17 protein-coding genes are annotated in these 17719 nt (G+C 55.7%); 7 read left to right on the forward strand and 10 right to left on the reverse strand.

Annotated features, from left to right (window positions below; translation table 11 throughout):
• The first annotated feature begins 64 nt into the window (after nucleotides 1-64).
• The 4 genes from lpxC (at nucleotide 65) to mutT (ending at nucleotide 4978) form a co-directional block, all read left to right on the forward strand.
• Nucleotides 65-982, forward strand: a complete 918-nt coding sequence (gene lpxC / locus AC0TOY_RS20760; protein WP_008501977.1) for a UDP-3-O-acyl-N-acetylglucosamine deacetylase — start codon at nucleotides 65-67, stop codon at nucleotides 980-982.
• A gap of 279 nt (nucleotides 983-1261) precedes the next feature.
• A complete protein-coding gene (gene secM, locus AC0TOY_RS20765; RefSeq protein WP_073961640.1) occupies nucleotides 1262-1765 on the forward strand; it encodes a secA translation cis-regulator SecM in 504 nt (167 codons plus the stop codon).
• A 58-nt stretch (nucleotides 1766-1823) separates the two neighbouring features.
• A complete protein-coding gene (secA, locus tag AC0TOY_RS20770; RefSeq protein ID WP_473722482.1) occupies nucleotides 1824-4529 on the forward strand; it encodes a preprotein translocase subunit SecA in 2706 nt (901 codons plus the stop codon).
• 56 nt (nucleotides 4530-4585) lie between these two features.
• Nucleotides 4586-4978, forward strand: coding sequence for an 8-oxo-dGTP diphosphatase MutT (gene mutT, locus AC0TOY_RS20775; RefSeq protein ID WP_024907464.1), 393 nt, complete (start codon nucleotides 4586-4588; stop codon nucleotides 4976-4978).
• Between the two features lie 34 nt (nucleotides 4979-5012).
• Here the strand turns inward: mutT and yacG are convergent, their stop codons facing one another.
• The 3 genes from yacG to coaE are packed head-to-tail and all read right to left on the reverse strand — an operon-like array spanning nucleotide 5013 to nucleotide 6580.
• Nucleotides 5013-5207, reverse strand: coding sequence for a DNA gyrase inhibitor YacG (gene yacG, locus AC0TOY_RS20780; protein ID WP_024907465.1), 195 nt, complete (start codon nucleotides 5205-5207; stop codon nucleotides 5013-5015).
• Between the two features lie 9 nt (nucleotides 5208-5216).
• Nucleotides 5217-5960 carry a cell division protein ZapD gene (zapD, locus tag AC0TOY_RS20785; protein WP_024907466.1) on the reverse strand — a complete coding sequence of 248 codons (744 nt, stop codon included), beginning with the start codon at nucleotides 5958-5960 and terminating at the stop codon, nucleotides 5217-5219.
• Nucleotides 5960-6580: a dephospho-CoA kinase gene (coaE, locus tag AC0TOY_RS20790; protein ID WP_061715966.1), complete on the reverse strand. Its 621-nt coding sequence runs from the start codon at nucleotides 6578-6580 to the stop codon at nucleotides 5960-5962. The genes zapD and coaE overlap by 1 nt, the downstream gene beginning before the upstream one ends.
• 228 nt (nucleotides 6581-6808) lie before the next feature.
• On the opposite strand from coaE, the gene AC0TOY_RS20795 reads away from it, so the two are divergent.
• Nucleotides 6809-7852: a GMP reductase gene (locus tag AC0TOY_RS20795; protein WP_024907468.1), complete on the forward strand. Its 1044-nt coding sequence runs from the start codon at nucleotides 6809-6811 to the stop codon at nucleotides 7850-7852.
• Nucleotides 7853-7895: 43 nt separating this feature from the next.
• On the opposite strand, the gene hofC is transcribed toward AC0TOY_RS20795, so the two are convergent.
• The 4 genes from hofC to nadC form a co-directional block, all read right to left on the reverse strand.
• Entirely contained in the window at nucleotides 7896-9080 is a 1185-nt protein-coding gene (gene hofC / locus AC0TOY_RS20800) for a protein transport protein HofC (RefSeq protein WP_157188601.1), read from the reverse strand.
• Nucleotides 9070-10452: a type II secretion system protein GspE gene (gene gspE, locus AC0TOY_RS20805; RefSeq protein ID WP_473722484.1), complete on the reverse strand. Its 1383-nt coding sequence runs from the start codon at nucleotides 10450-10452 to the stop codon at nucleotides 9070-9072. The genes hofC and gspE overlap by 11 nt, the downstream gene beginning before the upstream one ends.
• A 10-nt stretch (nucleotides 10453-10462) precedes the next feature.
• Entirely contained in the window at nucleotides 10463-10900 is a 438-nt protein-coding gene (gene ppdD / locus AC0TOY_RS20810; RefSeq protein ID WP_024907471.1) for a prepilin peptidase-dependent pilin, read from the reverse strand.
• 174 nt (nucleotides 10901-11074) lie between these two features.
• Nucleotides 11075-11968: a carboxylating nicotinate-nucleotide diphosphorylase gene (gene nadC / locus AC0TOY_RS20815; protein WP_021240514.1), complete on the reverse strand. Its 894-nt coding sequence runs from the start codon at nucleotides 11966-11968 to the stop codon at nucleotides 11075-11077.
• Nucleotides 11969-12055: 87 nt separating this feature from the next.
• Between nadC and ampD the strand changes: the two genes are divergently transcribed.
• On the forward strand, nucleotides 12056-12607 hold the full coding sequence (gene ampD / locus AC0TOY_RS20820) for a 1,6-anhydro-N-acetylmuramyl-L-alanine amidase AmpD (RefSeq protein WP_353143690.1): 552 nt from the start codon (nucleotides 12056-12058) through the stop codon (nucleotides 12605-12607).
• A gap of 9 nt (nucleotides 12608-12616) precedes the next feature.
• Complete coding sequence (gene ampE, locus AC0TOY_RS20825) at nucleotides 12617-13471, forward strand: beta-lactamase regulator AmpE (RefSeq protein WP_473722485.1); 855 nt, start codon at nucleotides 12617-12619, stop codon at nucleotides 13469-13471.
• Nucleotides 13472-13489: 18 nt separating this feature from the next.
• On the opposite strand, the gene AC0TOY_RS20830 is transcribed toward ampE, so the two are convergent.
• The 3 genes from AC0TOY_RS20830 to aroP all read right to left on the reverse strand — a co-directional run bounded on the left by AC0TOY_RS20830 (nucleotide 13490) and on the right by aroP (nucleotide 17383).
• Nucleotides 13490-14440: a glycoside hydrolase family 43 protein gene (locus tag AC0TOY_RS20830; RefSeq protein WP_473722486.1), complete on the reverse strand. Its 951-nt coding sequence runs from the start codon at nucleotides 14438-14440 to the stop codon at nucleotides 13490-13492.
• Between the two features lie 10 nt (nucleotides 14441-14450).
• On the reverse strand, nucleotides 14451-15848 hold the full coding sequence (locus AC0TOY_RS20835; protein ID WP_148769776.1) for a glycoside-pentoside-hexuronide (GPH):cation symporter: 1398 nt from the start codon (nucleotides 15846-15848) through the stop codon (nucleotides 14451-14453).
• A 164-nt stretch (nucleotides 15849-16012) separates the two neighbouring features.
• A complete protein-coding gene (gene aroP, locus AC0TOY_RS20840) occupies nucleotides 16013-17383 on the reverse strand; it encodes an aromatic amino acid transporter AroP (protein WP_024907477.1) in 1371 nt (456 codons plus the stop codon).
• Between the last annotated feature and the right edge of the window lie 336 nt (nucleotides 17384-17719).

Consider the following 17719-nt stretch of genomic DNA (forward strand, 5'->3'; position numbering starts at 1 on the left):
TAAACTGGCCCACCGTTAGTGATATACACTCTCGGTTGGATAGTTAATTTGGCGAGATTATACGATGATCAAACAAAGGACACTTAAACGTATCGTTCAGGCGACTGGTGTCGGTTTACATACCGGCAAGAAAGTCACGCTGACGTTACGCCCTGCGCCGGCCAATACCGGGGTCATCTATCGTCGCACCGACTTGAATCCACCGGTAGATTTTCCGGCCGATGCCAAATCTGTGCGTGATACTATGCTCTGTACTTGTCTGGTGAACGAGCATGACGTGCGGATTTCTACCGTAGAGCACCTGAACGCCGCCCTGGCGGGTCTGGGTATCGACAACATTATTGTTGAAGTCGATGCGCCAGAAATCCCGATTATGGATGGCAGTGCTGCACCGTTCGTCTATCTGTTGCTGGATGCCGGCATCGAAGAACTGAACTGCGCGAAGAAATTTGTACGCATCAAAGAGACCGTTCGCGTCGAAGATGGCGACAAGTGGGCTGAATTCAAACCGTACAATGGTTTCTCGTTGGACTTTACCATCGACTTTAACCATCCGGCGATTGACTCCAGCACCCAACGCTATGCGATGAACTTCTCTGCTGATGCGTTTATGCGCCAGATCAGCCGAGCCCGTACATTTGGCTTCATGCGTGATATCGAATATCTGCAGTCCCGCGGCCTGTGCCTGGGCGGCAGCTTCGATTGTGCCATCGTTGTTGACGATTATCGCGTACTGAACGAAGACGGCCTGCGTTTCGAAGATGAATTCGTTCGTCACAAAATGCTGGATGCTATCGGCGACCTGTTCATGTGTGGTCACAACATCATTGGTGCATTTACCGCGTTCAAATCCGGTCATGCGCTGAACAACAAACTGTTGCAGGCCGTCCTGGCAAAACAGGAAGCCTGGGAATATGTGACCTTCGAAGACGAAGCTGAACTGCCGCTGGCTTTCAAAGCACCAAGCATGGTTCTGGCGTAACGGTTCAAACCGTTTCGTAAAAAAATCGACTGGTTAACCTGGTACTCTCTCCGACCAGGAAGACCAGTCGTTTTTATTTTTATCCTTCTTCGTTTGCCCCGGCGTTATCTCTCGTTTGTCTTACGCAGAAAATGTGTGCGTTAGCTGCATTCTTGACCGTTTTTCCCCGCGGCGGCACCTCATTCCTGCTGATGTACATTAGCTTTAGTGGTACTATCTGGGCGCTAAAAAGAATAACTGAACTCAGCCTCTGCAAGGCTGGCTTATTGGGTGGAGCAGGTGAGCGGAATACTGACGCGCTGGCGACAATTTGGCAGACGTTACTTCTGGCCGCATCTCTTATTAGGGATGGTCGCGGCGAGTTTCGGCTTGCCTGCGCTCAGCAACAGTGCCGAAGCGGCGACGCCCGCGAAAACCTCTACCACCAAACACGATCTCAACACGCGGGTTAACTTTACAAACCTCGCGTGGCTTGAAGCCAGCCGCCGCCCGAATTTCTCCGTTGATTACTGGCACCAGCACGCTATCCGCACGGTTATCCGTCATCTCTCCTTCGCGATGGCACCACAGGCCATGCCTGTTGCGGAAGAGACGCTTCCGGTGCAGGCACAGCATCTTGCGCTGCTGGACACGCTCAACGCGCTGCTCACGCAGGACAGCCAGCCGCCGGTTATGGTTCGCCAGACGACGCAGCTCGCGCTCGTTCCGCCTGTCTCATTCTCTGTTTCAACCTGGATTAGCCAGACTCACGGCATTCGTGCCGGGCCGCAACGCCTCAGCTAAATTAACTTTTTCAATACCTTAATTTATCTGCCCACGATGGGGCGTTTGAGAATTTATTATGCTAATCAAATTGTTAACTAAAGTTTTTGGTAGTCGTAACGATCGTACCCTGCGCCGTATGCGCAAAGCTGTTGCCGTCATCAACGGTATGGAACCGGCGATGGAGAAGCTCTCTGATGATGAGCTGAAAGCGAAAACGGCGGAATTCCGTGCGCGTCTGGAAAAAGGCGAAACCTTAGAAAGCCTGATCCCGGAAGCGTTTGCTGTTGTGCGTGAAGCGAGTAAGCGCGTATTCGGCATGCGTCACTTCGACGTTCAGCTGCTGGGCGGTATGGTGCTTAACGAGCGCTGCATCGCGGAAATGCGTACCGGTGAAGGTAAAACCCTGACCGCAACGCTGCCGGCTTACCTGAACGCGCTGACCGGTAAAGGCGTTCACGTGGTAACCGTCAACGACTATCTGGCGCAGCGTGACGCCGAAAACAACCGTCCACTGTTCGAATTCCTCGGTATGACCGTCGGCATCAACATGTCCGGCCTGCCTGCGCCAGCCAAGCGTGAAGCGTATAACGCGGACATCACCTACGGCACCAACAACGAATACGGCTTCGACTACCTGCGTGACAACATGGCGTTCAGCCCGGAAGAACGCGTACAGCGTAAACTGCACTATGCGCTGGTGGATGAGGTGGACTCCATCCTGATCGATGAAGCGCGTACTCCGCTTATCATCTCCGGCCCGGCTGAAGACAGCTCCGAGATGTACCGTAAGGTCGACAAAATCATTCCACACCTGCTGCGTCAGGAGAAAGAGGACTCGGATACCTTCCAGGGTGAAGGCCACTTCTCCGTTGATGAAAAAGCGCGCCAGGTGAACCTGACCGAACGTGGTCTGGTGAAAATTGAAGAGCTGCTGGTCGCTGAAGGCATTATGGAAGAGGGCGAGTCTCTGTACTCCCCGAGCAACATTATGCTGATGCACCACGTGACCGCCGCGCTGCGTGCCCACGCGCTGTTCACCCGCGACGTCGACTACATCGTAAAAGACGGCGAAGTGATCATCGTCGATGAGCACACCGGCCGTACCATGCAGGGACGTCGCTGGTCTGACGGTCTGCACCAGGCTGTGGAAGCCAAAGAAGGCGTGGATATTCAGAATGAAAACCAGACGCTGGCGTCTATCACCTTCCAGAACTACTTCCGTCTGTACGAGAAGCTGGCGGGGATGACCGGTACTGCCGATACCGAAGCGTTTGAATTCAGCTCTATCTACAAGCTGGATACCGTGGTCGTTCCAACCAACCGTCCGATGATCCGTAAGGATATGCCGGACCTGGTGTACATGACCGAAGCGGAAAAAATTCAGGCGATCATCGAAGATATTCGCGACCGTACTGCCAATGGCCAGCCGGTTCTGGTGGGGACCATCTCCATCGAGAAATCCGAAGTGGTTTCGCACGAGCTGACGAAAGCGGGTATCCAACACAACGTTCTTAACGCCAAATTCCACGCCAAAGAAGCGGACATCGTTGCGCAGGCGGGTTATCCGGCTGCCGTAACCATCGCCACCAACATGGCGGGTCGTGGTACCGACATTATGCTGGGCGGTAGCTGGCAGGCTGAAGTGGCGGAGCTGGAAAACCCAACGCCAGAACAGATTGCCCAGATCAAAGCCGACTGGCAGGTTCGTCATGACGCCGTTCTGGCGTCCGGCGGTCTGCACATCATCGGTACAGAACGTCATGAATCCCGTCGTATCGATAACCAGCTGCGTGGTCGTGCGGGTCGTCAGGGTGATGCCGGTTCATCCCGGTTCTACCTGTCTATGGAAGATGCGCTGATGCGTATTTTTGCCTCCGACCGCGTGTCCGGCATGATGCGTAAGCTGGGGATGAAACCTGGCGAAGCTATTGAGCACCCGTGGGTCACCAAAGCGATCGCTAACGCACAGCGCAAAGTGGAAAGCCGTAACTTCGATGTTCGTAAGCAGCTGCTGGAATATGATGACGTGGCTAACGATCAGCGCCGTGCGATCTACACCCAGCGTAACGAACTGCTGGACGTGTCCGATGTGAGCGAAACCATCAACAGCATTCGTGAAGATGTGTTCAAAGCCACCATCGACGCGCATATTCCACCGCAGTCTCTGGAAGAGATGTGGGATATTGAAGGCCTGCAGGAACGTCTGAAAAATGACTTTGACCTCGAACTGCCAATCAAAGAGTGGCTGGACAAAGAGCCTGAGCTGCACGAAGAGACCCTGCGTGAACGTATCTTTGAAACCGCGCTGGACGTTTACAAGCGTAAGGAAGAGGTTGTTGGCGCTGAAATGATGCGTCACTTCGAAAAAGGCGTGATGCTGCAGACTCTGGACTCCCTGTGGAAAGAGCACCTGGCGGCGATGGACTACCTGCGTCAGGGTATCCACCTGCGTGGCTATGCGCAGAAAGATCCGAAGCAGGAATACAAGCGTGAATCCTTCTCCATGTTTGCGTCTATGCTGGAGTCACTGAAGTACGAAGTGATCAGCACCCTGAGCAAGGTTCAGGTGCGTATGCCGGAAGAAGTGGAAGCGATGGAGCAGCAGCGTCGTGAAGAAGCCGAGCGTCTGGCACAAATGCAACAGCTGAGTCATCAGACCGACGACAGCGAAGCCGCAGCGGCGATCGCCGCGCAGACCGGCGATCGTAAAGTGGGTCGTAACGATCCGTGCCCGTGTGGTTCCGGTAAAAAGTACAAGGCGTGCCACGGCCGTCTGAGCTAAGTTCATAAAAAACAAAAAGGCGCAGACATCTGCGCCTTTTTTATGGAAGTAACAATATGAAAATACTGCAAATTGCCGTCGGGATTATTCGCAACCCGCAAAACCAAATCTTCATCACCCAGCGTGCTGCCGACGCCCATATGGCGAACAAGTGGGAGTTTCCGGGCGGTAAAATCGAGTCAGGTGAAACACCGGAAGAGGCGCTGGTTCGGGAACTTCAGGAAGAGGTGGGGATCACTCCGCTTGGCGCTACGCTGTTTGATAAGCTTGAGTACCAGTTTCCGGACAGGCACATCACGCTGTGGTTCTGGCTAGTGGAAAACTGGGAAGGTGAACCCTGGGGAAAAGAGGGGCAGCCGGGTAACTGGGTGGCGCTTCAGGCAAGTGATGCCGAAAAATTCCCGCCAGCTAATGAACCTGTGATCCTGCGGTTAGTCGCACAACCGTAGGCCTGCTGAGCGACGCGCCAGCAGGCTTTACAGATTACTGCTGGGTTTCACTCCAGTCGTCGCTGTCGGAGAGATCGCCTTTACTCGGAATGCGTTTCTCTTCCGCCGCCCATTCGCCCAGGTCAATAAGCTGGCAGCGTTTGCAGCAGAATGGGCGGAACGGACTCACTTCGCCCCAGACAACGGTTTTGCCACAGGTAGGGCAGTTTACGGTGGTGACATCAGACATCGGCACTCCTTAACAACAGGCCAGTTCAAAATCGAGACGTTCCGGCACGGTGCCATTTTCACTGTCCAGCGGCATAAAGCGAATCGCAAAGCGGCTCTTATGCCCGGAAATCTGTGGGTAAAGCTGTTCGCCAAGAGACAGATTGAGACGCAGAAGATCGGCATCATCACCGTTATCCTGGAAGAAACCATTCAGGCTGGTTTGCTTGCGGAACGGTGCAGAGTTACGAATCAGATCGAGGATCAGCGACAGCGTCTGGTGCATCGGCTCCAGGCTTGCCAGCCAGCTGTTCACCTGCGCGTCACGCTGCGCCTGTGGCATATGTAGCCACATATGCAGCGTCGGCAGGTCGAAGCTACAGCAGCCGCCAGGGATGCTCAGACGCTGGCGGACCAGGCCAATCAGGCGGTCTTCACGCAAAAACTGCCCGACGCGCGGCGCGGCCATCAGGATGCTGCTGCTGGTTTTAAGCTGCTGACGAAGGGAATCGATACGGCTTACATCCACCCCCGGAACCTCAGCCCATGCCTGTAATTTACGCTGCTGGCGCTCCAGTTCTTTGAGTAATTCTGTGCGGACATCGCCGCGTTCAATCACATCCAGCAGATCGCCTACGTTGCGGAAGAAGTGCAGCGCCGTAGCGTGATCGTTAACCGGCAGATGTTGTGAAAGCTGCTGAATGAGAAATTCGATGCGCAGCCAGGTGCGCATTTTTTCGTTGAGCGGATGCTCAAAAAGGATGTGTGTCGACATTATGGTTTTTCCTGTGCAACGGCCTGCGCGGCAAACGTCAGATACTGCGCGTGCAGACGGGCAACATCCGATGCAATGGCATCTGGTGCGCCGTTATTATCAATGACATCATCCGCCACGGCAAGGCGCTGAGCGCGCGTAGCCTGAGCGGCAAGAATGTGTTCAGCATGCTCCCGCGAGACGCGATCTCGCGTCATGGTTCTCTGGATTTGCGTTTCGGGAGAGACATCAATCACCAGCACCCGATCGGCTTTCTTCTGCAACTGATTTTCAACCAGTAGCGGAACCACCCATAAGACATAGGGCGAGCGGGCCGCAGCGATCTGACGCTGAGTTTCCAGGTGGATGATGGGGTGGAGAAGGCTATTAAGCCAGGCTTTTTCCGCGGAATCGGAAAAAATGCATTCGCGAAGCTGACGGCGATTCAGTGTGCCATCGGCATTGATGATGGCCTGACCAAAATGTTCTGCGATGGCCTTTAGCGCGGGTGTATTGGGCTCTACCACCTGGCGGGCAATGATATCGGCATCGATAATCGTGATACCCAAACGAGAGAAAGCGTCCGCAACGGTACTTTTACCACTACCGATGCCGCCAGTTAATGCGACGATATACCCCATTAAATCAAATCCTGGGAATTATTCATTTTTAAAATCAGTTGATTAAAATTCTTACGTGCGCCAGCCACTGTTTAGCCCCGTTTACCGGCTTTTTACCAGGTAAATTTATAGGATTGTAGCGTAAAAAAAGAGAATTTCGCAGTCTTGCGGAGCAGGTATTAGTGCGTATGATAACGTCACTGGAGTTGTGCTTTTAACATATTTGCCTCTAACCCCAGGAATCCGCACATGCGTATCGAAGAAGATCTGAAGTTAGGTTTCAAAGACGTTCTTATCCGCCCTAAACGCTCTACACTGAAAAGTCGCTCAGACGTTGAACTCGAACGTCAATTCACCTTTAAGCATTCCGGTCAGACCTGGTCTGGCGTGCCGATCATCGCTGCCAACATGGATACTGTGGGAACCTTTGAGATGGCCACCGCCCTGGCACAGTTCGACATTCTCACCGCCGTGCACAAACATTACAGCCCTGAAGAGTGGAATGCGTTTGTTGCGTCCGCGTCTGCTGATGTGGTGAAGCATGTGATGGTCTCTACCGGCACCTCCGATGCGGATTTCGAGAAGACCAAACAGATCCTGAAGGCTAACCCGGCACTCAACTTCGTTTGCATTGATGTGGCGAATGGTTACTCCGAGCACTTCGTGCAGTTCGTCAGCAAGGCGCGCGAGGCCTGGCCGACGAAAACCATCATCGCGGGCAACGTGGTGACCGGTGAAATGTGTGAAGAGCTGATCCTCTCCGGTGCAGATATCGTGAAAGTAGGTATTGGCCCGGGCTCCGTGTGCACGACACGCGTCAAAACCGGCGTCGGTTATCCGCAGCTCTCCGCCGTCATTGAATGTGCCGACGCGGCGCACGGGCTCGGCGGCCAGATCATCAGCGACGGCGGTTGCACCATGCCGGGTGATGTTGCGAAAGCCTTCGGTGGCGGTGCGGACTTCGTGATGCTCGGCGGTATGCTGGCAGGCCACGAAGAGAGCGGTGGTACCGTGGTTGAAGAGAACGGCGAGAAATTTATGCTGTTCTACGGCATGAGCTCTGAATCCGCGATGACCCGTCACGTCGGTGGCGTGGCAAAATACCGTGCGGCAGAAGGCAAAACCGTGAAGCTGCCTCTGCGCGGCCCGGTTGAATACACCGCGCGCGATATCCTCGGCGGCCTGCGCTCGGCCTGCACCTACGTTGGGGCATCCCGCCTGAAAGAGCTGACGAAACGTACAACGTTTATTCGCGTTCAGGAACAGGAAAACCGCGTATTCAATAGCCTGTAATGGTTTTCGCTGGCGCATGCCCATGCGCCAGCACTGTTTTGCGCTAACCCGCGCTCATCGCATCCCCCAGATGGAAAATCGGCAGGTACATTGCCACCACCAGCGTGCCGATAATGACCCCCGTCACAATCAGAAGCACTGGCTCGAGAAGTGCCGCCAGGCTATCTGCCCGTTGAAAGGTCTGTTCCGTGTGATGTCGGGCGAGGTTTGCCAGCATGATGTCCAGCGCACCTGACATTTCGCCGGTTCGTAAAAGCTGAATGCACAGCGGGGTAAAGATGGCCGCTTTCTGAAAGGATGACCAGACGGGGAGGCCTTTTTCAATGTCCTCTCGCACGCCGCGAAGTATTCCCTGCCAGTACCGGCTCTCAACAGTTTCCTCTGCACTCGCCAGGCCCTGTAAAAAGGGGATGCCCGCCTGTTGCGTGAGTGACAGCACGGTAAAGATATGTCCCAGTTTTTGACCTTTTGCCAGTGCGCCCAACACGGGAGTTAGCATCAGGATGCGCTGCCAGCGAGGGTTCTGCCGCAGAGTCCAGGCGGTGGCTAAGGGCGCGAGTAACGCGGCGAACAACGCAAGGGCATATGACCGCATAAATGCGGCCATCCCCATGACCATTTGCGTCAGCAGCGGAAGCGGAGTGTTAAACGTTTTGTAGATCGCGGCAAACTCGGGCAAGACCAGGATGACCATCGCCAGCACCACGAGTACGGCCAGGGTCAGGACGATCGCCGGGTAGCGCAGCGCCTTTTTCACTTTCGCACTGAGCTGCTGCTGCGCTTTTTGCTGCTGCGCGAGCTGGCGACAGCACTCCTCCAGCTTCCCTGTGAGTTCACCGGTTTTCACCATCGAGACATGCAGTGGGCTAAAAACGGCTGGCCACTTTTTTAGCGACTCAGAAAAGGGGGCTCCCTCACTAAGCTCATCGGCAATGCTTTGCAGCAGCGCCTGCCACGGTTTTAACGGATGTTGTTCTGCCAGCATCTGCAGGCTGTGGGACAATGTCAGCCCGGCCTGCAGAAGCGTTGCGAGCTGGCGAAACATCTCGTAGCAGTGGTGTGGCCGCCAGCGGTGTCGCTGAGCGCATCGGGTCAGCGTCAGAGGATGGAGGCCGCTGTGCATCAGCCTGGTGAAGGCGGCATTGCGGTCTGTGGCCCAGAGAGTCCCGCTTCGGGGTTCTCCTTCCTGGGTGAGCGCTCGCCAGCGCCAGAGCTGATTAGCAGCCATCCGGCATGCCCAGGATGCGCACCAGCTCTTCGATCGTGGTCATCCCCTGTTCGACGGCCATGCAGCCGTGCTCGAAAAGAGAAATCATTCCCGCCTGCCGGGCGCTCGCCTCTATCACTTCTGTTCCCGCCCCGCTGGCAATGGCCTGCCGCAGGGCATTGTCGATCGTGAGTACTTCAAAAATGGCCACACGGCCATAAAAACCGTGATAACAACGCTCACAGCCGATGGGCTGCCAGCGTGGAAGCGGTCTGGACCATACGGCGCGCGGTAATTCAGCATGCTCGCTGGCTTCCCGGCGACAGTGCGGGCACAGACGCCGGACCAGCCGCTGGGCAATCACCATCGACAGCGCGGAAGATATCATCCAGCGCGCCACGCCCATCTGCTCCAGGCGAGTCAGGGCTTCCGTCGTCGAGTTGGTGTGCAGCGTTGATAGCACCAGGTGCCCGGTCTGGGCAGCATTAATGGCAATCCCTGCCGTTTCACCGTCACGAATTTCGCCGACCATAATGATGTCTGGATCCTGGCGTAGCAGCGCCCGCAGCACGCTCTGGAATGTTAAACCCGCCCGGGGATTAATCTGCGTCTGGTTTAATCCCGCAAGGGGGATTTCAATGGGATCCTCCACGCTACAGATGTTGACGTCAGGGGTGTTACGCGCCTGCAGCGCGCTATACAGCGTCACGGTTTTGCCGCTGCCGGTAGGGCCGGTAACCAGAATTAGCCCCTGCGGCTGGTGGAGGGCCTCATTAAAACAGGCCAGTTGTTCAGCACTCATGCCAAGCGCTTTTGGCTCAAGGGCCTGCTGAACCTGATGCAGGAGACGCAGCACAATTTTTTCGCCGCCGCTGCAGGGAAGCGTCGCGATCCGAAACGAGACCGGCGCGTTCGCCAGCTCAATCGTAAACTGACCGTCCTGTGGCAAACGACGCTCTGCAATATCCAGGTTACCCAGCACTTTTAAACGCGCGCTGAACTGGCTTGCCAGCGAGGCGGAAAGCGGAGGCTGGGGGCAAAGAACCCCGTCGATGCGTAAACGGATCTGGCACGCGTGCTCCATCGGTTCGATATGAATATCAGAGGCGCGCTGGTTGATTGCCTGCTGCAGCGTGTGGTTGAGGATATCTACCGTTGAGTGCGTTAGCGAAACAACGGGCAGATGGGATTGTGACGTTAGCTGTCGCTGTTTTTCCATGCGCTCAGCGCTCCAGCACTCAATATCAATTCGTTTCTGGGTGGCGAAACGCAGCGCCTCCATCAGTTCAGCCGCGGGGTTGCCTACAACGGCGATGCTGACCATGTCACTGTCGCTGTTGAGCAGCAGAGCGTGATGGCGCAGGCAAAGCGCCACGAGTTGATCGGTATTCATTTTCCGCTCCTCAGTTATTGTCGAAGCGGAAAACGTCTTCGCAGGCCTGCTTCAGGGCGCTGTCAGCACTGATGCTGCAGTCACGCGTCCAGCCCGTCATACCGTTGCCGTCGCTCCACCGTGGCGTCATGGTTACCGTCAGCCCGTTAAGACTCTCCTGTCCTGTTAAGGTCACGACCCCTTTCGCTACGCTCATTCCTGAAACGTAGCGTGTCGTGGTGGGGGAAGGGATGCCGTTGCTGCCGGCATCGCAGCTTTCCACACCACCGTGATCCAGCGCGCAAAGCTCGATGGCGGTGCGGTAGGGAACGAAGGTTTGCAGCATATCGGTCAGCGCCGCCTTGCGCAGGTAATTCTGATAGGCGGGGACGCCGATGGCGCTCAGAATCGCAATAATGCCAATGACCACCATCAGCTCAATGAGTGTGAAGCCTTGTTGTCTGTCCATATCTGCTCCTTATGCAAAGTGGCGCTACTTTGTCAGCGGGAAAGAACAGAAACGAGGGGCAAAAAAGGGAACGGGAAGGGGGCTTCAGAGAATTTATTCAGTATTGCAGGGAAGAACAGCGGATCTGCGAGCGGGGCAGAAATTCCCCTCTCCGGGTGGAGAGGGGAGAATGCGTTATTTAAAGCGCATTGAGAGGTCGAGAGCGCGAACGTGTTTGGTTAGCGCACCGACGGAGATGTAATCCACGCCGGTTTCGGCGAATTCACGGATCGTTTCGAAAGTGACGTTCCCGGATACTTCGAGCTGGGCCCGGCCGTTGGTCAGTTTCACCGCCTCACGCATCTGCTCGGTTTCGAAGTTATCGAGCATGATGATATCGGCCCCAGCCTTAATCGCCTGCTCCAGCTCGTCCAGGTTTTCCACTTCCACTTCAACCGGCACATCAGGGTGCAGCCAGAAGGCCTTCTCCACCGCCTGACGCACGGAGCCTGAGGCAATAATGTGGTTCTCTTTAATCAGGAAAGCGTCGGACAGGCCCAGACGATGGTTTGCGCCGCCGCCGCAGAGCACCGCGTACTTCAGCGCCGTGCGCAGGCCCGGCAGCGTTTTGCGGGTATCCAGCAGCTGGGTTCGGGTGCCGGCCAGCAGGTCAACGTAGCGGCGCACTTCACTGGCAACGCCAGAGAGCGTTTGTACAAAATTGAGCGCGGTACGTTCGCCGGTCAGCAAGACGCGGGAGGGGCCGTCCAGCTCGAACAGCGGCTGATTTGGCGTGACGCTATCGCCATCTTCCACGTGCCATGTTACCTGCACATCATCGCCCGCCAGTTGGGTAAAGACCTCTTCAACCCAGCGCTTGCCGCAAAAAACACCCTCTTCGCGGGTGATAATGACCGCGTGGGAACGTGTCTCTTTTGGCAACAATTGTGCGGTAATATCTTTATCGGCATTGACGTCACCGCCCAGGTCTTCTTTCAAAGCATGGGCAACGCTTGCCGGAATATCCATATTAATACGTTCCAGAAGCGCTTCACGTCGGTGGTCGGGGTTGTAGCGGCGAGGCGGCATGATAAAACTCCAAATTGGTAACGAATCATAATATTGAAACATGCTACTCTGAACCGAGTAACAGCACCATACATAAGGAGTTCCAGCATGTTGTTAGAAAACGGATGGCTGGTGGATGCGCGGCATGTGCCTTCGCCGCACCACGACTGCCGCCCGGAGGATGAAAAGCCCACACTGCTGGTGGTTCATAATATTAGTCTCCCGCCGGGGGAATTTGGCGGCCCGTGGATCGATGCGTTATTCACGGGAACGATTGATCCCGATGTCCATCCTTTCTTCGCTGAGATTGCGCATCTGCGCGTGTCGGCTCACTGCCTGATTCGTCGCGATGGTGAAGTGGTTCAGTATGTTCCCTTTGATAAGCGCGCCTGGCATGCCGGCGTGTCGATGTATCACGGGCGCGAACGGTGCAACGATTTTTCTATCGGGATCGAACTGGAAGGCACGGATACCACGCCCTACACCGATTCACAGTATCAACAGTTAGCGGCTGTGACCCGCACGCTTATCGGACTCTATCCGGCCATCGCCGACAATATTACGGGACACAGTGATATTGCCCCGGCGAGAAAAACCGATCCCGGCCCGGCATTCGACTGGCCGCGGTTCCGCGCCATGCTCACCGCGTCGTCAGAATAAGGAGATACCATGACGTTGTTTACCATGCTGCTGGTCATCATCGCTGAACGCCTGTTCAAGCTCGGCGAGCACTGGCATCTGGATCACCGGCTGGAGGTGTTTTTCCGCCGGATTAAGCACTTTTCTCTGCTGCGTACGCTGCTGATGATGGCTGGGGTGATGTTCATTACGTTCCTGCTGCTGCGCGCGCTGCATGGACTGTTTTTCAACGTGCCGCTGCTGGTGGTGTGGATCCTGCTCGGCGTGCTGTGCATTGGTGCGGGCAAGGTGCGTTTGCACTATCACGCCTACCTGAAAGCCGCCTCCCGTGACGATGCCCATGCGCGCGGTGCCATGGCGAGCGAGCTGACGATGATCCACGGCGTGCCGCCGGACTGTGACGAGCGCGAGTTTCTGCGCGAACTGCAGAACGCGCTGCTGTGGATTAACTTCCGTTACTACCTGGCACCGCTGTTCTGGTTTGTGGTGGGCGGCCCGTGGGGACCGGTCTTGCTGATGGGGTATGCGTTCCTGCGCGCCTGGCAGACCTGGCTTGCCCGCTATCTGACGCCGCATGAACGTTTGCTGTCCGGCATCGATGCCATCCTGCACGTGCTCGACTGGCTCCCGGTGCGTCTGGTGGGCGTGGTGTACGCGTTAATTGGACACGGTGAGAAAGCGCTGCCCGCATGGTTTGCTTCGCTGGCTGACCGCCATACGTCGCAGTACCAAGTGTTAACGCGTCTGGCGCAGTTCTCGCTGGCGCGTGAGCCGCATACCGACAAGATTGAAACACCGAAAGCCGCTGTCTCCATGGCGAAGAAAACGTCGTTTGTGGTGGTGGTTATCGTGGCGCTGCTGACGATCTACGGCACGCTGGTGTAAGCCAGCGCGCCGCAAAGACTAAAGCGTATCCGCAGGCGGGATGCCGAAATCAGGCATCCCGTTTTCATTCCAGCGGACGCGCTTCAGGCGGGTATGACGGTTCGGATCGTACAGCGGATCGCCCTCAATTTCGGTGTAGTTCCGCGCGTGATACACCAGCACATCTTCCCCTTCCGGCGTTTGTGTAAAGCTGTTGTGGCCCGGGCCGAACTGGCGGTTTTCGTAGCTGGTCACGAATACGGGACGCGGGGATTTGTCCCAGTTTGCAGGGTTTTGCGGATCGGCATTCACGTCTATCCACAGCAGTCCCATGCAGTAGTTCTCGTCGGTGGCGCTGGCGGAATAGCTGATAAACAGCTTATCGCCGTGAACCAACACCGCCGGGCCTTCGTTAACCCAAAATCCGCGACACTCCCAGTCATACTCCGGTTTGCTGAGCATCACCGGCTCGCCTTTTAGCGTCCACGGGTTCGCCATTTCGCACAGATAAAGGTTGGAGTTCCCGGTGATATCCGGTGCCTTTTGCGCCCACAGATACCAGCGTTTCCCCTGATGCACAAAGGTGGTAGCGTCCAGAGCAAAGGTATCGAACGGGGTTTTGATTTGCCCTTTTTCCACCCACGTGCCGGTAAGCGGATCGCTCTCGGTACATTCAATGGCAAACATGCGGTGCTGGAACATCCCGAGTGCATCGAGCGCCTGCGTGTGCGTCGCGGCAAAATAGATGTACCACTTTCCGTCGATATGATGCAGTTCCGGCGCCCATATCAGCTGGCTCATGGGGCCAGCGTCGGGTTTACGCCAGACCACCACTTCTTCGGCATGACGTAAGCCTTCAAGCGACGCTGCGCGGCGGATCGCCAGCCTGTCGTACTGCGGCACGGAGGCGATAAAATAGTACTGCCCCTCATGGCGTAAAATGTACGGATCGGCGCGTTGTTCGATAAACGGGTTTGGCCACTGATGCATTTGGCTCTCCTTATTTTGTCTCTGCGGCTTTCAGTTCCTGATAGTCGTTCAGTTCACGGTAGTTGGTGCGGCGTTTTTCCAGGTCTTCCTGAATGCGTTTCATCGTTTCACGGTCCACCTTCAGCAGACGTACCACGCCCGCGGTAATTAAGTATCCAATGCCGGGAATGACGGTAAACAGCAGGACGATCCCGTTGATGGCGTCCGCGCTCTGCGCTTTTGCGCCCGCGTCATAGCCGTACCAGGAGAGCAGGAAGCCGACCATCGCCCCGGCAATCGCCAGCCCCAGCTTGAGGAAGAAGATGTTGCCGGAGAAGCTGATGCCGGTAATGCGCTTCCCGGTCTTCCACTCGCCGTAGTCGTCCACGTCGGCCATCAGCGACCAGTGCAGCGGAGACGGGATCTGGTGCAGGATGTTCAGCAGGAAGTAGAGCACCACAATGGTGACGGTGGCTTTCGGGTCGAAGAAGTAGAAGGCGCAGGAGAAAATCGCCAGCACGATGTTGGTCCAGAAGAAGACCTTCAGCTTACACCAGCGGTCGGTCAGCACTTTTGCCAGCACGCTGCCGAGCATCATGCCGACCACGCCCAGGCTGATAAACAGCGTAGCGAAGTGGGTGCTCTGGCCCATCACCCAGGTGACGTAATACATGGTGGCCGCCATACGGATAAAGCCCGGGCAGACGTTGCAGAGCGTCAGCAGCAGAATGCGTACCCACTGGTCGTTCTTCCACACGTCTTTCAAATCGTTTTTCAACTCGTCGTTGGTCTGTACCGCCGGGCGCACGCGCTCGCGCACGGTGGCGAAGCAGAACAGGAACATGCAGGTGCCAATCAGCGCCAGCACGGTCATCGCCATCTGGTAGCCTTTGGCTTTGTTATCCCCGCCAAACCAGTCGGCCATCGGCAGCAGCGTTAATGAGAGCAGCAGCGTGGCGATGCCGACCAGCACGAAGCGATACGACTGGCAGGCCACGCGTTCTTTTGGATCGTTGGTGATTACCCCTCCTAAGGAGCAGTAGGGGATGTTGATTGCCGTATAGGTCAAAGAGAGCAGGAAGTAGGTGACAAACGCATAGATAACTTTGCTGTTATAGCTCCACTCCGGCGTGGTGAACATCAGGATGCTGAACAGCGCGTAGGGGAAGGCGATCCACAGCAGCCATGGACGAAACCGGCCATATTTACTGCGGGTACGGTCGGCAATCGCGCCCATGATCGGGTCCGTTACGGCGTCAATTACGCGGACGGACAGCAGCAGCACGCCGACCAGCGCAGGCGCGAGGCCAAAAATATCCGTATAAAAATAATTAACAAACAACATGATGGCGCCAAAGATAATGTTGCATCCGGCGTCGCCCATCCCATAGCCGATCTTTTCTTTTACTGACAGTGTGTTGTTATCCATCGACAGCTCTCCGGTTTACGGTATGGAGAGAATTATTCGCTGGCAAAGGGATATATGCGTTGCAGTATCAGGGCGGTGATATGGATAAATGCGCTGTGGGCGTGAAAGTGTGAGGGAGGTAACAACGCGCGGCACCCGCAAAAGCAGGTACCGCGGAGAGAGGCTTAGTGTGCCTTCATGGCATTACGGCTTTTCTGACTGAAGAGATAGCCCACGCCCAGGATCGCAATCCAGACCGGAATCAGGTAGACGGAAATCGCCATACCCGGCGTGATCAGCATGATCACCAGCACGGCCGCCATAAACAGCAGGCAGATCCAGTTACCCAGCGGATAGAGCAGGGCAGGGAAGCGCGTGGTGACGCCCTGCTGCTGTTTCGCGCGGCGGAACTTGATGTGTGCCAGGCTGATCATCGCCCAGTTGATGACCAGGGCAGAGACCACCAGCGCCATCAGCAGGCCAAACGCCGATTCTGGTGCCATGTAGTTAATGAGCACGCACAGGGCGGTCACGATGGCGGAAACAATGATGGTATTCACCGGTACGCCGCGTTTATCAACGTTAAGCAGCATCTTCGGCGCGTTGCCCTGCTGGGCGAGGCCGAACAGCATACGGCTGTTGCAGTATACGCAGCTGTTGTATACGGAGAGCGCTGCGGTCAGCACCACGATGTTCAGGGCGTTGGCGACAAAGGTGTCGCCCAGCTCGTGGAAGATCAGCACAAACGGGCTGGTGTCAGCGGTGACGCGCGTCCATGGCAGCAGGGAGAGCAGCACGGCCAGCGAGCCCACATAGAAGATCAGAATGCGGTAGATAACCTGGTTAGTGGCTTTTGGAATGCTCTGCTCCGGGTTGTCGGCTTCAGCGGCGGTTATACCCACCAGCTCCAGACCGCCAAAGGAGAACATAATGATGGCCATCATCATCACCAGACCGGTCATGCCGTGAGGCAGGAAGCCACCCTGTTCCCAGAGGTTGCGCACGGTGGCCTGCGGTCCGCCGTTGCCGCTGAACAGCAGCCAGCCGCCAAAGATAATCATCGCCACCACGGCAATGACTTTGATGATGGCGAACCAGAACTCCATCTCACCGAACACTTTAACGTTGGTCAGGTTAATGGCGTTGATAATGACGAAGAAGGCCGCAGCAGAAGCCCAGGTTGGGATTTCGGGATACCAGAACTGAATGTATTTCCCGACGGCGGTAAGCTCAGCCATGGCAACCAGAACGTACAGCACCCAGTAGTTCCAGCCTGAGGCGAAACCGGCAAAGCTGCCCCAGTATTTATAGGCAAAGTGGCTGAAGGAGCCTGCGACCGGCTCTTCAACGACCATTTCGCCCAGCTGGCGCATGATCAGAAAAGCAATGAAACCCGCAATCGCGTAACCCAAAATAATACCCGGACCGGCAGACTGGATAACGGATGCGCTGCCCAGAAACAGGCCGGTACCTATCGCACCGCCCAGTGCGATGAGCTGAATATGGCGGTTTTTAAGCCCGCGCTTTAGCTGATCGCCGTGCTGTTGAGCTTCCATTTGAAACCTCGTGTGTGGTTGTTATGTTCACGCTGTGCGTGTGTAATTATGAAAATCCATATTCTGTATTTATTTCTTTACGGTTAACGAGACCGAAAAAAGCGGAGATGACTTCCGTAAGCGCAAGAATAGTGGTAAGCGACTGCGAATGCACCTGCTTTATGAAGGGATGATGACGACTTGAATAAAAAGAAAGCATTTGTAAATCGGCTCGCTCGTTGTTCCTAACCCAACCTATAGAATAGAAATGCGCCGTAAGTGGGCGAATTTTCATTATTTGCCTTGTTGAATCGCTTCAGATTGCAAAAACCCTCGTTTCATTATGGTTAAAACTCC

This window comes from Enterobacter sp. PL_is379 (genome assembly GCF_055817355.1).

Excerpts from the sequence above, each read along its gene's own strand:
- lpxC (WP_008501977.1), top strand. The coding sequence starts at position 65 with ATGATCAAACAAAGGACACTTAAACGTATCGTTCAGGCGACTGGTGTC.
- ppdD (WP_024907471.1), bottom strand. The coding sequence starts at position 10,900 with ATGGACAGACAACAAGGCTTCACACTCATTGAGCTGATGGTGGTCATT.
- gspE (WP_473722484.1), bottom strand. The coding sequence starts at position 10,452 with ATGAATACCGATCAACTCGTGGCGCTTTGCCTGCGCCATCACGCTCTG.
- aroP (WP_024907477.1), bottom strand. The coding sequence starts at position 17,383 with ATGGAAGCTCAACAGCACGGCGATCAGCTAAAGCGCGGGCTTAAAAAC.
- AC0TOY_RS20835 (WP_148769776.1), bottom strand. The coding sequence starts at position 15,848 with ATGGATAACAACACACTGTCAGTAAAAGAAAAGATCGGCTATGGGATG.
- secA (WP_473722482.1), top strand. The coding sequence starts at position 1,824 with ATGCTAATCAAATTGTTAACTAAAGTTTTTGGTAGTCGTAACGATCGT.
- mutT (WP_024907464.1), top strand. The coding sequence starts at position 4,586 with ATGAAAATACTGCAAATTGCCGTCGGGATTATTCGCAACCCGCAAAAC.
- AC0TOY_RS20830 (WP_473722486.1), bottom strand. The coding sequence starts at position 14,440 with ATGCATCAGTGGCCAAACCCGTTTATCGAACAACGCGCCGATCCGTAC.
- AC0TOY_RS20795 (WP_024907468.1), top strand. The coding sequence starts at position 6,809 with ATGCGTATCGAAGAAGATCTGAAGTTAGGTTTCAAAGACGTTCTTATC.
- ampD (WP_353143690.1), top strand. The coding sequence starts at position 12,056 with ATGTTGTTAGAAAACGGATGGCTGGTGGATGCGCGGCATGTGCCTTCG.
- coaE (WP_061715966.1), bottom strand. The coding sequence starts at position 6,580 with ATGGGGTATATCGTCGCATTAACTGGCGGCATCGGTAGTGGTAAAAGT.
- zapD (WP_024907466.1), bottom strand. The coding sequence starts at position 5,960 with ATGTCGACACACATCCTTTTTGAGCATCCGCTCAACGAAAAAATGCGC.
- yacG (WP_024907465.1), bottom strand. The coding sequence starts at position 5,207 with ATGTCTGATGTCACCACCGTAAACTGCCCTACCTGTGGCAAAACCGTT.
- ampE (WP_473722485.1), top strand. The coding sequence starts at position 12,617 with ATGACGTTGTTTACCATGCTGCTGGTCATCATCGCTGAACGCCTGTTC.
- hofC (WP_157188601.1), bottom strand. The coding sequence starts at position 9,080 with ATGGCTGCTAATCAGCTCTGGCGCTGGCGAGCGCTCACCCAGGAAGGA.
- nadC (WP_021240514.1), bottom strand. The coding sequence starts at position 11,968 with ATGCCGCCTCGCCGCTACAACCCCGACCACCGACGTGAAGCGCTTCTG.